Source organism: Vibrio sp. 10N.261.51.F12, from assembly GCF_041471725.1.
Classification (GTDB): domain Bacteria; phylum Pseudomonadota; class Gammaproteobacteria; order Enterobacterales; family Vibrionaceae; genus Vibrio.
Map to the genome: position 1 here is coordinate 206,219 of NZ_JBFROV010000001.1, position 15,524 is coordinate 221,742.

14 protein-coding genes and 2 tRNA genes are annotated in these 15,524 nt (G+C 45.2%); 14 read left to right on the forward strand and 2 right to left on the reverse strand.

What is annotated here, in order from left to right; genetic code table 11:
- The first annotated feature begins 17 nt into the window (after positions 1-17).
- Positions 18-1,355, forward strand: coding sequence for a phosphoglucosamine mutase (glmM, locus tag AB4405_RS00865; protein ID WP_102468373.1), 1,338 nt, complete (start codon positions 18-20; stop codon positions 1,353-1,355).
- Here glmM and AB4405_RS00870 read toward each other — a convergent pair.
- A complete protein-coding gene (locus AB4405_RS00870; RefSeq protein WP_102468374.1) occupies positions 1,352-1,537 on the reverse strand; it encodes a hypothetical protein in 186 nt (61 codons plus the stop codon). The two genes, glmM and AB4405_RS00870, sit on opposite strands and share 4 nt — an antisense overlap.
- 106 nt (positions 1,538-1,643) lie before the next feature.
- Between AB4405_RS00870 and secG the strand changes: the two genes are divergently transcribed.
- The 13 genes from secG to AB4405_RS00935 all read left to right on the forward strand — a co-directional run bounded on the left by secG (position 1,644) and on the right by AB4405_RS00935 (position 14,580).
- The gene (secG, locus tag AB4405_RS00875; protein ID WP_372059248.1) at positions 1,644-1,982 is read left to right on the forward strand and encodes a preprotein translocase subunit SecG; all 339 of its coding nucleotides are present in this window, start codon (positions 1,644-1,646) and stop codon (positions 1,980-1,982) included.
- Between the two features lie 12 nt (positions 1,983-1,994).
- A tRNA-Leu gene (locus AB4405_RS00880) sits at positions 1,995-2,079 on the forward strand.
- Positions 2,080-2,134: 55 nt separating this feature from the next.
- Positions 2,135-2,211: transfer RNA gene (locus AB4405_RS00885), tRNA-Met, on the forward strand.
- A gap of 243 nt (positions 2,212-2,454) precedes the next feature.
- Positions 2,455-2,910 (forward strand): ribosome maturation factor RimP, encoded by a 456-nt coding sequence (gene rimP / locus AB4405_RS00890; protein ID WP_102468376.1) that lies wholly within the window; start codon positions 2,455-2,457, stop codon positions 2,908-2,910.
- A 32-nt stretch (positions 2,911-2,942) separates the two neighbouring features.
- Positions 2,943-4,430: a transcription termination factor NusA gene (nusA, locus tag AB4405_RS00895; protein ID WP_102468377.1), complete on the forward strand. Its 1,488-nt coding sequence runs from the start codon at positions 2,943-2,945 to the stop codon at positions 4,428-4,430.
- Between the two features lie 22 nt (positions 4,431-4,452).
- Entirely contained in the window at positions 4,453-7,170 is a 2,718-nt protein-coding gene (infB, locus tag AB4405_RS00900; protein ID WP_102468378.1) for a translation initiation factor IF-2, read from the forward strand.
- 99 nt (positions 7,171-7,269) lie between these two features.
- The gene (gene rbfA / locus AB4405_RS00905; protein WP_372059249.1) at positions 7,270-7,704 is read left to right on the forward strand and encodes a 30S ribosome-binding factor RbfA; all 435 of its coding nucleotides are present in this window, start codon (positions 7,270-7,272) and stop codon (positions 7,702-7,704) included.
- Positions 7,704-8,651 (forward strand): tRNA pseudouridine(55) synthase TruB, encoded by a 948-nt coding sequence (gene truB / locus AB4405_RS00910; protein WP_372059250.1) that lies wholly within the window; start codon positions 7,704-7,706, stop codon positions 8,649-8,651. Before rbfA ends, truB begins: the two co-directional genes overlap by 1 nt.
- 228 nt (positions 8,652-8,879) lie before the next feature.
- Positions 8,880-9,149 carry a 30S ribosomal protein S15 gene (rpsO, locus tag AB4405_RS00915; RefSeq protein WP_102468381.1) on the forward strand — a complete coding sequence of 90 codons (270 nt, stop codon included), beginning with the start codon at positions 8,880-8,882 and terminating at the stop codon, positions 9,147-9,149.
- Positions 9,150-9,457: 308 nt separating this feature from the next.
- Positions 9,458-11,578 (forward strand): polyribonucleotide nucleotidyltransferase, encoded by a 2,121-nt coding sequence (gene pnp / locus AB4405_RS00920; RefSeq protein ID WP_372059251.1) that lies wholly within the window; start codon positions 9,458-9,460, stop codon positions 11,576-11,578.
- 155 nt (positions 11,579-11,733) lie between these two features.
- Positions 11,734-12,672 carry a lipoprotein NlpI gene (nlpI, locus tag AB4405_RS00925; RefSeq protein ID WP_102468383.1) on the forward strand — a complete coding sequence of 313 codons (939 nt, stop codon included), beginning with the start codon at positions 11,734-11,736 and terminating at the stop codon, positions 12,670-12,672.
- 111 nt (positions 12,673-12,783) lie between these two features.
- Positions 12,784-13,194 (forward strand): MarR family winged helix-turn-helix transcriptional regulator, encoded by a 411-nt coding sequence (locus tag AB4405_RS00930; RefSeq protein WP_102468384.1) that lies wholly within the window; start codon positions 12,784-12,786, stop codon positions 13,192-13,194.
- A gap of 45 nt (positions 13,195-13,239) precedes the next feature.
- Positions 13,240-14,580 (forward strand): MATE family efflux transporter, encoded by a 1,341-nt coding sequence (locus tag AB4405_RS00935; RefSeq protein ID WP_102468385.1) that lies wholly within the window; start codon positions 13,240-13,242, stop codon positions 14,578-14,580.
- Positions 14,581-14,651: 71 nt separating this feature from the next.
- On the opposite strand, the gene AB4405_RS00940 is transcribed toward AB4405_RS00935, so the two are convergent.
- Complete coding sequence (locus AB4405_RS00940) at positions 14,652-15,524, reverse strand: U32 family peptidase (protein WP_372059253.1); 873 nt, start codon at positions 15,522-15,524, stop codon at positions 14,652-14,654.

The window sequence follows — 15,524 nt, forward strand, 5'->3', positions numbered from 1 at the left end:
ATTAAAAGGAAATTTACATGTCACAACGACGTTATTTTGGTACTGATGGTATACGAGGAAAAGTAGGTCAATATCCTATTACTCCCGATTTTGTACTAAAGCTAGGCTGGGCGGCTGGACGAGTGCTTGCGAAACAAGGCACTAAAAAAGTGATCATTGGTAAAGATACTCGCATTTCTGGTTATATGCTGGAATCGGCATTAGAGGCTGGCTTATCTGCTGCGGGCTTGAAGGCTATCTTTACCGGCCCATTACCAACGCCAGCGGTTGCGTACCTCACGCAAACATTCCGCGCGGAAGCGGGCATTGTTATCTCAGCGTCACACAACCCATATTATGATAATGGCATTAAGTTCTTCTCTTCGGAAGGAACCAAGCTGCCTGACTCAATTGAACTTGCTATCGAAGCTGAGTTAGACAAAGACATTGAGTGTGTGGAATCCTCAGAGTTAGGTAAGGCGAGTCGCCTTGAAGACGCAGCAGGACGATACATTGAGTTTTGCAAAAGTACGTTTCCTAACGAAATGGATTTGTCAGGCATTAAGATTGTGATCGACTGTGCCCATGGTGCAACCTACAAGATTGCACCGTCAGTATTTACCGAACTAGGCGCCGACCTGATCGTCATGGGTGCAGAGCCTAGCGGCACGAATATTAATGATAAAGTCGGAGCGACAGATGTCGCGGCGCTGCAGGCTCGTGTTGTTGCTGAAAAAGCGATGCTTGGTCTTGCGTTTGATGGTGACGGTGACCGTATCATCATGGTTGACCATCTAGGTAACAAGGTTGATGGTGACCAAATTGCTTATATTATCGCTCGTGACGCGTTGCGCCGTGGTGAGCTAAAAGGCGGCGTGGTCGGTACTTTGATGACCAACCTAGGTATGGAAAATGGCTTGAAGCAACTGGGTATTCCGTTTGAACGTGCTGCGGTCGGTGATCGTTACGTCATGGAGATGCTGCTTGCAAATGATTGGCGCATAGGCGCTGAAAATTCAGGTCATGTGATCTTGCTGGATAAAGTGACGACGGGGGATGCGATTGTAGCGGGCCTTCAGGTACTGGCATCGGTCGTGGACTCTAAAATGTCATTAAATGAATTAGCAAGCGGCATGACGTTATATCCGCAAGTATTGATCAATGTACGCTTCAGCGGCGATGCGAATCCACTTACTGCGGATGCGGTTACGCAAGCGGTCGCGAAAGTGGAGAGTGAACTAGGCGAAAAAGGGCGTGTATTGCTTCGTAAGTCTGGCACAGAGCCACTACTTAGAGTGATGGTAGAGGGCGAAGATGATGCACTCGTTAATCAATCTGCTCAGTATATTGCTGATGCGGTAAAGGCGAGCTGCTAATTCAGCATTCTCATAAAATAAACAAAGCCACTAAGATTTTGACTTTGTTTATTTTTAACTTTTCCCGCAGGAATTGCTTGAAAAGGGGGGGATTGCCCCTTTTTTGAGCGCTTAAGCTTTAAAACTTCGGTTTTTCTTATTTTTATCTTGTCAGTCAGTGCCGCATTCGATAGTATTGCCACCGCCTTCTCTTAGGAGGTCATAGCCAGGTTTTCGATGGCGAGGCAAATTCTTTGTCTTAGTCAAGAAAGCAGCGCTGGCTCAACAATTAGGAACATAGGTGGACATATGATTCAAGTTCTACTTGTGATTTACCTGTTGGCTGCGCTTGGTGTTATTGGCCTAGTGTTGATTCAACAAGGTAAAGGCGCAGACATGGGAGCCTCATTCGGTGCTGGCGCGTCAAACACAGTGTTTGGTGCTAGCGGCTCAGGAAATTTTCTAACCCGAATGACTGCAGTTTTTGCAATTGTTTTCTTTGTTATTAGCTTGGTCTTGGGTAACATGTATACCCATAAAGGCGAGTCTCAATGGGTTGACCCTTCACAAGGTCAAGTTATTGAACAACAAGCTGATAATATTGTGAGTGAAATTCCCGCTAAATCTAGCGACGAGATTCCTCAGTAAGCGAATAGCTTAGCCGAGATGGTGAAATTGGTAGACACGCTAGCATGAGGTGCTAGTGCCTTATGGTGTGAGGGTTCGAGTCCCTCTCTCGGCACCATTATTTATAAACTTGTAATACAGTTTGTTGAGCGTATAATGCTCAGCAATTCGGACGCGGGATGGAGCAGTTTGGTAGCTCGTCGGGCTCATAACCCGAAGGTCGTTGGTTCAAATCCAGCTCCCGCAACCAATGCTTCTTGAGTGTTGATGGATTGCAAGTTTAGCAGTGTGAAAAAATCACTGCACATTAAGGAAATAGACGAATTACTTTTAAAGTTTTTCATTTATTGCTTATCCTTAATGCATCAGGGTCCAGCAACAAAAAACCCCGACTTTCGGGGTTTTTTGTTATCTGAGCTTTTTAAAGTTCAGGTATGTGTGCTTGGGATTTAAATTGGGCTTTAAGCCCTTTTTTTGTTTCTGGAGTGGTTAAATGACTGGTTTAGAAAGACAACTTACAGAATTACTTGAGGCTCCGGTTGAAGCTTTAGGTTACGAACTTGTTGGTTTAGAGTTCATCCGTGCTGGTGAGCATTCAACGCTTCGTATGTATATCGATCATGAAAATGGTATTACTGTTGACGACTGCGCAGAAGTGAGTCGCCAGACAAGTGCAGTGATGGATGTCGAAGACCCAATTACGGTGGCTTATAACCTAGAGGTGTCTTCACCAGGTCTAGAACGCCCGCTGTTCAAAGCAGCGCACTATGTACAGTTTATTGGTCACGAGGTCAGCATCGTACTCAAAATGGCTGTGGGTAACCGTCGTAAATGGAAAGGAACAATCCAATCTATTGATGGCGAAAACATCACAATCCTTGTTGACGGTAACGAAGAAGAGATGGTGCTTAGCAACATTTCTAAAGCTAACCTGATTCCTAAATTTTAGGTCCCTAATAAGAAAGCTTAGAGGCTAGATAAATGAGTAAAGAAATTTTAGCGGTAGTTGAGGCGGTTTCTAACGAGAAAGCGGTACCTCGTGAGCGTATTTTTGAAGCGTTAGAAACAGCACTTGCAACATCAACAAAAAAGAAGCATGAACTTGAAATTGAAGTTCGCGTTGAGATTGACCGTAAAACGGGTGAGTTTGTTACTTACCGTCGTTGGATGGCCGTTGCTGAAGTTGAAACACCAACAATGGAAATCTCAATTGAAGCGGCGCAATATGACGACGAATCAATTCAACTTGGCGATTACGTCGAAGATGAAATTGAGTCAGTGACGTTTGACCGTATTACGACTCAAACAGCGAAGCAAGTTATCGTACAAAAAGTTCGTGAAGCTGAGCGTGCTCAAATTGTTGAACAGTTTATTGATAACGAAGGTGACTTAGTTACTGGTGTTGTTAAAAAAGTGACTCGTGAAACGATCATTCTTGACCTTGGTAACAACGCAGAGTCGGTTATTTTACGTGATGACCAATTGCCACGTGAAAACTTCCGTCCAGGCGACCGAGTTCGTGGTTTGTTGTACGCGGTTCGCCCTGAAGCACGTGGTTTCCAACTATTCATTACTCGCTCTAAGCCAGAAATGCTAGCAGAGCTTTTCCGTGTTGAAGTGCCAGAAATCGCGGAAGAGTTGATTGAATTAAAAGCTGCAGCCCGTGATCCAGGTTCTCGTGCTAAAATCGCAGTGAAAACTAACGATCGCCGTATTGACCCTGTTGGTGCGTGTGTGGGTATGCGTGGCGCACGTGTTCAAGCCGTTTCTGGCGAGCTTGGCGGTGAGCGTATCGATATCGTGCTTTGGGATGATAACCCAGCACAATTCGTTATCAATGCAATGGCACCAGCAGACGTAGCTTCAATCATTGTTGATGAAGATGCGCATGCAATGGATATCGCGGTTGAAGCTGATAACCTAGCACAAGCTATCGGCCGTAACGGTCAAAACGTACGTCTTGCGTCTCAGCTTACTGGCTGGGAACTGAATGTAATGACAGTTGCGGATCTACAGAAGAAGCACCAAGAAGAAGCATCAGCTTCGATTGAAAACTTCATGAAGTATCTTGATATCGAAGAAGACTTCGCTCAGATGCTTGTAGAAGAAGGTTTCTCAACACTAGAAGAAGTGGCGTACGTGCCAGTTAACGAACTTCTAGATATTGACGGCTTAAACGAAGAGATTATTGAAGAACTTCGTGGCCGTGCTAAAGACGCATTAACGACAATGGCTCTTGCACAAGAAGAGACATTTGACGGCGTTGAGCCAGCTGAAGACTTGCTTGCACTAGAAGGTCTTGAGCGTGAAATGGCATTTAAGTTGGCTGCCAAAGGCGTAGCGACTCTTGAAGATCTTGCTGACCAAGGTGTTGACGAGCTAGAGGGTATCGAAGGACTAACGGAAGAACGTGCTGGTGAGCTTATTATGGCTGCACGTAACATATGTTGGTTCGGCGACGAAGAATAATAATCAGCAAGGAGGTAGTTGCATGACAAAACTTACGGTTAAAGCACTTAGCGAAGAGATTGGTACGCCAGTCGATCGCCTAATTGAACAACTTGCTGATGCTGGTCTTAAAAAATCAGAGAGTGATCAGGTTAACGATGATGAGAAGCAAGCGCTTCTTACGCACCTGAAGAAAGAACATGGTGATACATCTGGTGAAACTGAACCAACGCGCCTAACGCTACAACGTAAAACACGTAGTACGTTATCTGTCGCCGCTGGTGGTGGTAAGAGCAAAGATGTACAAATCGAAGTACGTAAAAAGCGTACTTATGTAAAGCGCAGCGCGGTTGACGAGCAAGATAAACGTGAAGCTGAGGAAGCAGCGACACGCGAAGCGGAAGAACGTGCACAACGTGAAGCCGAAGAGCAAGCCAAACGTGACGCTGCAGAGAAAGCACAGCGCGAAACTGAAGAGAAAGCAAAGCGAGAAGCTGAAGAAAAACGAGTAGCAGAGGAAACTGCTAAACGTGAAGCTGATGAAAAACGCGATACAAGCTCAACAGTTCAACAGCGCGACGAAGCGGAAAAGGCCAAGAAACAAATGAACGCAAAAAATGCCGAAGCGAAAAAAGAAGCTGACGAGCTGAAGCGCCGTCAAGATGAAGAGGCTCAACGTAAGGCTGAAGCTGAAGCCGCTCGTCTAGCTGAAGAAGCGAAGAAGCTGGCTGAAGAAAATTCAGAACGTTGGTCAGAAGAAGAGAAGAAGTCAAAAGAAAACGAGAAAGGCGACTATCACGTTACGACTTCAACTTACGCTCGTGAAGCGGAAGACGCTCAAGACCGTAGCGAAGAGAAAACGCCTCGTCGTCGCAAGAAGAAATCAACGCAAGACCGTGATGATTCTCGTGGCGGACGCGGTGGACGTAACCAACGTGGCCGTAAAGGTAAGTTGGCAAAACCTAGCTCAATGCAGCACGGTTTTGACAAGTCTGCTCAAGTAGCTAAGCAAGATGTTGTTATTGGCGAAACTATCGTAGTTTCTGAGCTGGCACAAAAAATGTCAGTAAAAGGCACTGAAGTCATCAAAGTAATGATGAAGATGGGCGCAATGGCGACAATCAACCAAGTCATCGACCAAGAAACAGCATCACTTGTTGCTGAAGAAATGGGTCACAAGGTTGTACTTCGTAAAGAAAACGAATTGGAAGAAGCGGTACTATCGGATCGTGACTCAACTGCAGATGCAGTATCTCGTGCGCCAGTTGTTACTATCATGGGTCACGTTGACCACGGTAAGACGTCGACACTTGATTACATTCGTCGTACTCACGTTGCTTCTGGCGAAGCGGGTGGTATTACTCAACATATCGGTGCATACCACGTTGAAACTGAAAACGGTATGATCACTTTCCTTGATACTCCTGGACACGCGGCGTTTACCGCTATGCGTGCTCGTGGTGCTCAAGCGACAGATATCGTTGTTCTAGTTGTAGCAGCAGATGATGGCGTAATGCCACAGACTATCGAAGCAATCCAGCACGCGAAAGCGGCTGAGGTTCCATTGATTATCGCTGTTAACAAGATCGATAAAGAAGGTGCAAACCCAGATAACGTTAAGAATGAGCTTGCTCAATATGACGTTATTCCTGAAGAGTGGGGCGGCGAAAACATCTTCGTTCATATCTCTGCTAAGCAAGGTACAAATATCGATGGCCTTCTAGAAGCGATTCTACTTCAATCTGAAGTATTAGAGCTGACAGCGGTTGCTGATGGCATGGCTTCTGGTGTGGTTGTAGAATCATTCCTAGATAAAGGTCGTGGTCCTGTTGCAACGGTACTGGTTCAATCTGGTACATTGCGTAAAGGCGATATCGTACTTTGTGGTCAAGAATACGGCCGTGTACGTGCGATGCGTGATGAAGTCGGTAAAGAAGTCTTTGAAGCGGGTCCATCGATTCCAGTTGAGATTCTTGGTCTATCTGGCGTGCCTTCATCTGGTGATGAAGCAACAGTGGTACGTGATGAGCGTAAAGCTCGTGAAGTAGCAAACTACCGTCAAGGCAAATTCCGTGATGTGAAACTTGCTCGTCAACAAAAAGCGAAACTAGAGAACATGTTCTCTAACATGACTGCTGGTGATGTTGCTGAGTTGAACGTAGTTCTGAAAGCAGATGTACAAGGTTCTGTTGAAGCGATTGCTGATTCACTACTGAAACTGTCTACTGAAGAAGTAAAAGTGAAGATTGTAGGCTCAGGTGTTGGTGGTATCACCGAAACTGACGCTTCACTAGCGGCTGCTTCAAACGCGATTATCCTAGGCTTTAACGTACGTGCTGACGCTTCTGCGCGCCGTGCGATTGAAAACGAAAACCTAGATCTTCGTTACTACTCAATCATCTACCAATTGATTGACGAAGTTAAGCAAGCGATGGGCGGTATGCTAGCTCCTGAGTTCAGACAAGAAATCATCGGTCTGGCAGAAGTACGTGACGTATTTAAGTCACCAAAACTGGGCGCAATTGCCGGTTGTATGGTTACTGAAGGTACTATCAAGCGTAACAACCCTATCCGCGTACTACGTGAGAACGTTGTAATCTACGAAGGCGAACTAGAATCTCTACGTCGCTTTAAAGATGACGTTCAAGAAGTTAAGAATGGTTACGAGTGTGGTATCGGCGTTAAGAACTACAACGATGTTCGCGTTGGCGACCAAATCGAAGTATTCGAGATCATCGAGATCAAACGTACTCTAGACTAGTTGACAAAATCTCTACTGACTTTTTTAATTAGTAGTGATGGTAGTTGAATACACCATGGGGGGCGCAAGCCCCCCATTCTTTCTATAGTGAGAAAAGAAATGTCAAAAGAATTTAGTCGCGCTCAGCGCGTGTCGCAACAACTGCAAAAAGAATTAGCGTTGATTTTACAGCGCGAAGTTCGTGATTCTCGCATTGGCATGGTGACGATTTCTGATGTTGAAGTATCGCGTGACCTAGCTTATGCCAAGGTTTTTGTTACTTTCCTTTGTGTTGGTGAGCAAACACCAGAGTCATCTCTTGCTGCTCTTAAAGAGCACGAAGTGCCTGTTCGTATGGCTCTTGGCAAGCGTATTCGTCACCGCCTAACACCTGAGGTTCGCTTTACTTACGACAATACATTGGTTGAAGGTATGCGCATGTCTAACCTTGTGAGCGAAGTGTTGAGTGAAGACAAGCGTCGTCAAGAAGCCGCTGGCCGCACTGATGAGCAAGAAGTTTCTGAACAAAAAAAATCAGAGGGAGACGCTGAGTAATGGCACGTCGTCGCAAGGGACGTCCCGTTAATGGCGTTATTCTTCTAGATAAACCGACTGGAATCTCATCAAATGATGCGCTGCAAAAAGTAAAGCGACTCTATTTTGCTGAGAAAGCAGGACATACTGGTGCATTGGATCCATTAGCAACGGGTATGTTGCCCATTTGTTTGGGTGAAGCGACCAAGTTCTCACAGTTTCTACTTGATTCTGATAAACGTTACCGAGTGATCGCGAAACTTGGCGAGCGTACGAATACTTCTGATTCCGATGGAGAAGTGGTCGAGACTCGTGATGTGAATGTTGAGCAGGCTTTTCTTGAAGAGTGTGTGAATAAATTCCAAGGCGAAACTGACCAGATTCCTTCCATGTTTTCTGCGTTAAAGTACCAAGGGAAGCCTTTGTACGAATACGCACGTGAAGGCATTGAAGTGCCGCGTGAATCAAGAAAAATCACCGTTTACGAAATCATACTGCATCGCTTTGAAGGTGATGAAGTTGAAATGGAAGTGCATTGTTCTAAAGGCACATACATTCGTACGATTGTTGATGACTTAGGCGAGATGCTTGGCTGTGGTGCTCATGTCACCATGCTTCGTCGTACTGCGGTTGCAAAATATCCCTATGAGAATATGGTGACGTTAGAGCAACTTAATGAACTTCTAGAACAAGCTAAACGAGAAGAGATTCAACCAAAAGAGCTGTTGGATCCGTTGTTGATGCCGATGGACTCAGCCGTTGAAGACCTGCCTGAAGTGAACGTTGATGCGGTATTGACGGATTTGATTCAACATGGTCAACCGGTTCAAGTGCTTGGCGCACCAGACAACGGCCCAGTTCGTCTTACCTCTGGTGAAGAGAAACTCTTCATTGGCGTTGGTGCGATGAATGATGACGGCAAGATTGCACCGAAACGTTTAGTGGTGTTTCGCGAAGAAGAAGCATAGCGACGATAGCGGTAAGCAAAGTGATAGGCGTATATTAACCATTAGCGCCTGTCAGGATGCTAGCAGCCTCGATGCAATTTATTGAGGCTGTCTCTATTATGGCGTTATTTATCCCGAGATTGCCTATTGCACCTAGCGATATTATTCCCTATAATTCGCGCTCGCGTAGCGGCTGAATCAGAGATTGGCTGCTACAACTTTTAAACTTACTCTTATTAGGAGAGCATTATGTCTCTGAATGCAGAAACTAAAGCAGCAATCGTTGCAGAATACGCACAAGCTGAAGGCGATACTGGTTCACCAGAAGTTCAAGTAGCACTACTTACTGCTTCTATCAACCACCTTCAAGGTCACTTTAAAGCACACAAAGGCGATCACCACAGCCGTCGCGGTCTTCTACGTATGGTTTCTAGCCGTCGTAAGCTTCTAGACTACCTTAAAGGTAAAAATCTAGCTCGCTACCAAGATCTAATCAAACGTCTAGGTCTACGTCGCTAATTAGCGCTCGTATCTGACAGTTTGTATAAAAGGGGCTATATGCCCCTTTTTTGATGCCTAAATTTCGCTGTTATTAGCATAATCTGCATTAAGTAGTTTATACTACGTCCCGTTGGAACCCACTGAGAGGTTCTGATTCTTCACTCATTGCATTGCAGTCCAATTAGTCGACCATTAGGTCGCGACTATTACAAGTGCTTTATTGTTTAGGTTCACCTGCCAGCGATAACATTTGTACTAGTCGCGATATGCGATGCCTTGAGCCAATTAATTCTCAATCTAGAACTTTCTAGATAAAAGGAAATGCAATGTTCGAAAAACCAGTTGTTAAGTCGTTTCAATACGGCAACCACACAGTAACGCTTGAAACTGGCGTTATGGCTCGTCAAGCGACTGCTGCTGTAATGGCAACAATGGATGATACGGCAGTATTCGTATCAGTCGTCGCGAAAAAAGAAGCGGTAGCGGGTCAAGATTTCTTCCCTCTAACGGTGAACTACCAAGAGCGTACTTACGCGGCAGGTAAAATCCCAGGTGGTTTCTTCAAGCGTGAAGGTCGTCCTTCAGAAGCGGAAACACTAACGGCTCGTCTTATTGACCGTCCGATCCGTCCACTTTTCCCAAGTGCATTCAAAAACGAAGTACAGGTTATCGCAACGGTTGTTTCTATCAACCCTGACGTAAACCCAGACATGATTACTATGATTGGTACTTCTGCAGCACTTGCTATTGCTGGCGTTCCTTTTAATGGTCCTATCGGTGCGGCACGTGTTGGCCACATTGACGGTGAGCTTGTACTTAACCCTTCAAACACTGAGCTTGAAAATTCTAAACTAGACCTTGTTGTGTCTGGTACAGAGGGCGCAGTACTGATGGTTGAATCTGAAGCAGATAACCTATCTGAAGAAGAAATGCTTTCTGCTGTTGTTTACGGTCACGATCAACAACAAGTTGTTATCCAAGCTATCAACGAGTTCGCTGCTGAAGTTGCGACTCCATCTTGGAACTGGACTGCTCCAGAAGTAAACGTAGAACTTAAAGCAAAAGTAGCTGAACTGGCTGAAACTCGCCTTTCTGATGCTTACCAGATCACTGAAAAAATGTCTCGCTACGAGCAAGTTGGTGCAATTAAGAGCGAAGCGGTTGCTACTCTTCTTGCTCAAGATGAAAACCTAGACGAGCGCGAGATTCGCGGCATGCTTGGTTCTCTAGAGAAAAACGTAGTACGTAGCCGCATTATTGCGGGTAACCCACGTATCGATGGCCGTGAAAAAGACATGGTTCGTGCACTTGATGTACGTACTGGTGTACTTCCACGTACACACGGTTCTTCTTTGTTTACTCGTGGTGAAACTCAAGCGCTTGTTACTGCAACGCTGGGTACACAACGTGATGCTCAAATCATCGACAGCCTAATGGGCGAGAAGAAAGATAACTTCCTTCTTCACTACAACTTCCCTCCATACTGTGTAGGCGAAACTGGCTTTGTAGGCTCTCCTAAGCGTCGTGAAATTGGTCACGGTAAATTGGCGAAACGTGGTATTGCTGCAGTAATGCCTTCAGTAGAAGAATTCCCGTACACGGTGCGTGTTGTTTCAGAAATCACTGAATCTAACGGTTCATCTTCTATGGCTTCTGTATGTGGTACTTCTCTTGCGCTTATGGACGCAGGTGTACCAATCAAGGCTTCTGTTGCGGGTATCGCAATGGGTCTTGTTAAAGAAGGCGACGATTTCGTTGTTCTTTCTGACATCCTTGGCGACGAAGATCACCTAGGTGACATGGACTTTAAAGTAGCAGGTACTAACGACGGTATCACTGCGCTTCAAATGGACATCAAGATCGAAGGTATCACTAAAGAAATCATGCAAATTGCGCTTAACCAAGCACAAGGCGCACGTAAGCACATCCTTTCTGTAATGGATGAAGCGATTTCTGGTGCTCGTGAAGATATCTCTGAGTTCGCTCCTCGTATTCATACGATGAAAATTAGCTCTGAGAAAATCAAAGATGTTATCGGTAAAGGCGGCGCTGTTATCCGTGCACTAACGGAAGAAACAGGCACAACTATCGAAATCGAAGACGACGGTACCATCAAGATTGCTGCGACTGAAGGTGCTGCGGCACAAGAAGCGATCCGTCGTATCGAAGAGATTACAGCTGAGGTTGAAGTTGGCCGTATCTACGCTGGTAAAGTGGCACGTCTTGCTGACTTTGGCGCGTTCGTCAATATTCTTCCTGGCAAAGATGGTCTAGTACACATCTCTCAAATCGCTAACGAGCGTGTTGAGAAAGTGACAGACTACCTAAAAGAAGGCCAAGAAGTTCAAGTTAAAGTACTTGAAATTGACCGTCAAGGCCGTGTACGCCTAAGCATGAAGGAAGCGCTAGAAACTCCAGCGGCTCCAGCAGGCGATAGCGCAGAATAATTCGCGTAATTATCACATTATGTGAGAAACCGTGTTATAAAAGGAGGGGTCAATGACCCCTCTTTTTTATGCGCCAAGGAAAATACCTGCTAAAACTTAATGATCAGGAATTGAATTGTTAGTCTTACGACATCAGGTACAAGGAGATATTTATAGTGAAATGGTTTCGAATCTTAGGACTAGGCTTAGTCGTTGCGGTATCTGGTTGTGCCTCAAATTCTTCAAATGATGAATTGCAATGGCTTAACCCGCCTATGGCCGTCCCTTTGCAAGCCAATGTTCAGTATGAAGTACAGGTAGCAAGGCTCACTCAGCTGCTACAGCGTGGCGATCTTGAAAACGATGTACGAGCAAAAATGCATTTTGAACGTGGCTCGTATTACAACAGCTTAGGGCTGCGAGATTTAGCTCAACTCGACTTTAATCAATCGCTGCAACTAAACCCAGCACAGTCTGTTGTGTTTAACCAAGTAGGGCAATATTTCACTCAAATTGGTGATTTTGATTCTGCATATGAAGCCTTTGACTCTAGCTTAGAATTAGATGCAGCAAACTCATATGCCTTAAGAAATCGCTCTATTGCGCTTTACTATGGCGATCGATTTCCACTCGCGATTGAAGGCATGACGACGTATTACCAAGAGGCACCGTCTGATCCTTACCGCGCACTTTGGCTTTACATTATTTCTCGTGAAGTAGGCCCAGTCGATGCGGGTATTGCACTCGAAAAACGCTATCAATCTCGTAACAATGATTGGGGCTGGATTTTAGTGGCGTTGATGTTAGATAAAGTAACCGAAGAACAAGCCTTTAAAGCGGTATTAGCAAGCAGTAGAGACAACACTGTGCTCGCGGAGCGACTGACTGAGGTGTACTTCTATTTGGCTAAACGCCATCAAATTGAAGGTAACTATCCAGCAGCGGTATCGCTCTATAAGCTAGCCATTGCTCAAAATGTTTATGATTATGCTGAGCACAAATATGCGTTCTTAGAGCTGACTAAAATATTTGAAATTGCAAGAGCTGAGCAAGCGGCTCAAGAGAAAGCAAAGCAAGCGGAGCAGGCAAAGCTTCAATCTGAAGCGACAGAGTAGCGCTTTAGTCTACTTTACAAAACCAGCCCCAGTGGCTGGTTTTTTTGTGCCTTGAACTTATCATTAGGTTGGATTAAAATAGTTAGCCTAGCTAATTAATGAGTAGTGTGAATGTCTATTGAATCGAGTATCGAGGACCTAGAGAGGTTAACGGCAAGAGTGTGGCGAGCAAATAGCCAAGAAGATCCTCTTAGCCATCTTAGTTTCAATGAGTATGACTACCTTAAGGCGATTCAAACATCGGAGGAACCAATTCGTCTTACCGATTTGGCCAACGAGCTTGATGTATCTAAGCCATCAGCGACCAATATGGTTAAGCGGTTAGAGAGAAAGGGATTGGTTGAGCGAATTGCTTGCCTTGACGATGCCCGTTCTAAACGCGTCAGGCTGACAGAAAAAGCGAGGGTACCACTGAGTTCCGAAGTGTATATATATGGCATTGTGGCTAATAAACTCAAAGCTAAACTCAATACGGCAGAGTCCGAGTTGTTGGATCAGCTGTTAGCGAAAGCGTTATCTTAAAATTTAACTATTTAGTTAGCCTGAATAACTAAAGTGAGAAGAAACATGCAACAATCAATCTATCGCCAATTTTGGCGCTACGCAATCCCAACCATTGCCGCGATGTTGGTCAATGGCCTCTATCAAGTTGTTGATGGTATTTTTATTGGCCAATATATGGGCAGTGAAGGTCTGGCTGGTATCAATGTCGTCTGGCCGGTGATCAGTGTCATTTTAGGGATTGGCATGATGATTGGTGTCGGTACGGGCGCACTATCATCCATCAAGCAAGGTGAGGGTAACTTAGAGGCAGCGAAGAAAACGCTGGCAACGGGTTTAATGTTGCTATTGGCTCTGGGACCTATTGTGGCATTGGCACTATGGGGCTTCTCGGATAATGCGCTACAGCTTCAAGGGGCGCAAGGGCGAATGTTAGAGCTAGCCACACAGTATCTTGATGTCCTGATTGTGGGCAGCGTGTTTGCGTTAGGCTCAATTGCAGTCCCTTTCTTATTGCGAAATGATGATAGTCCGAACGCCGCAACCTTGTTGATGGTGATTGGCGCTGTGATCAACATTGTTTTAGATTATGTCTTTATTGTGTTATTCGCATGGGAGCTTGCCGGTGCGGCGTTAGCTACGGCCATCGCACAAGCAGTAGTCACAATCCTTGGTGTGGCATATTTCTTCTCAAAACAAGCGAAAATGCGCTTAACATTCAGCGATTTTAGGTTCCAATTTGACGTCGTGCCACCGATATTGTCTATCGGCTTGGCCAGCTTTTTTATGTTCGCGTATGGTTCGTTCATGATCGCGTTGCATAACAAATTATTTGCGGATTATGGCTCCGTCGTGTTGGTTGGTGCATATGCGATTCTGGGCTATATCGTGTCATTTTACTACTTAGTTGTGGAAGGCATTGCCAATGCAATGCAGCCATTGCTGAGCTATAACTTTGGCGCTGGTAGAAAAGACAACATGCGAAAGTTATTTAAAGTCGCAATGATCAGTGCCGTTGCTGGCGGCGCAGTATTTGTTGGGCTACTTAATGTGTATCCAGTCGATGTCGTGTCGATCTTCAATTCGACCGACACTATGCTGATCGACAATACGGTGACGGGTATTCGCCTGCACTTGTTTTCTATGTTTCTTGATGGCTTTCTCGTGGTTGCCGCTGCGTATTATCAATCCATCAATATGAGTAAGAAAGCGTTGTTTGTGACCTTAGGGAACATGCTGGTTCAATTACCGTTTCTTTACGTGTTACCGAAGATATGGGGGGTGACGGGAATATGGATTGCTTATCCTATCTCGAACATCGCATTGACCATTGTTGTGGTTTATATGATGTGGAAAGATGTGCGCCTACTTAAAGAAGATTCGGGTGTGCCTGCTGTCGCTGTATAAAACATAGAGATATAAAACATAGCGGCATGAAAAGAAAAAAGCACTTCACCAGTCGTGTGAAGTGCTTTTTTTTATTGGATATTCAATCCTGCGATCTGGTGCCAATAACCGTTGCATTGACGATCAAGGTCGCGTACAGGGTTCGCCCCATTCTCATTAGCTCTGAAGCGATCCACCTCGGAGAAGGTGTCTAATCCTATTGGACTTAAACGGACAACGTCAACCAAGCCTTGCATCGATTGTAGGTCATTCACCAAGTTATACTCATAACCAGATTGGGTTTGAATACCATTAAGGTTGAAGATAGATTGACCTTCTTGGCTTTCAACTTGCAGGCCTGTCGGATATTTAATACAGCATGTCTCACAATCGTCCTTGGCCTTGTTTTCCGCGCGAGCAGTAAAGCAGCGAGCGGAATAGGCAAGAGGAATGTAACCGTGACTAAAGACTTCGACGTCAAATTGCTGGCGAATACCAAGTTGTTCCGCTTGTTCTAGTGTATTCACAAGCCATTCACGAGAAAGCTCAACGGGCATGCACCAACGAATCATACCTTGCTTAGCAAAGAGCTGGAGCGTTCGCGCATTGTAGGTATTGACGGCTGGACCTACGATGAAAGGTACCTTATTTTCGTGAGCAAGCTGAATGGCAGATACGTCATTGGCCTCAATCGCAAAATCACCATTGTTGATGTATTTCTTCATGATGCTAATTTCGCTGGGTGCTTCGAGCAGTGCCATCGTGGAAATCACGACTTGCTTACCGGATTGCGAAAGTTCTTTTGCAACATCAAGCCAGTGTGTGGCCTTCATTTCTCTGCGTTTCGAACACACGGTCTCACCGAGATAAATGATATCGGCAGAACTGGATTTTGCTTGCTCGTAGAAGCTTTCTACGTCTTGTTTAGGCCAAAAATACAACAAAGGGCCGAGTGCATACTTCAT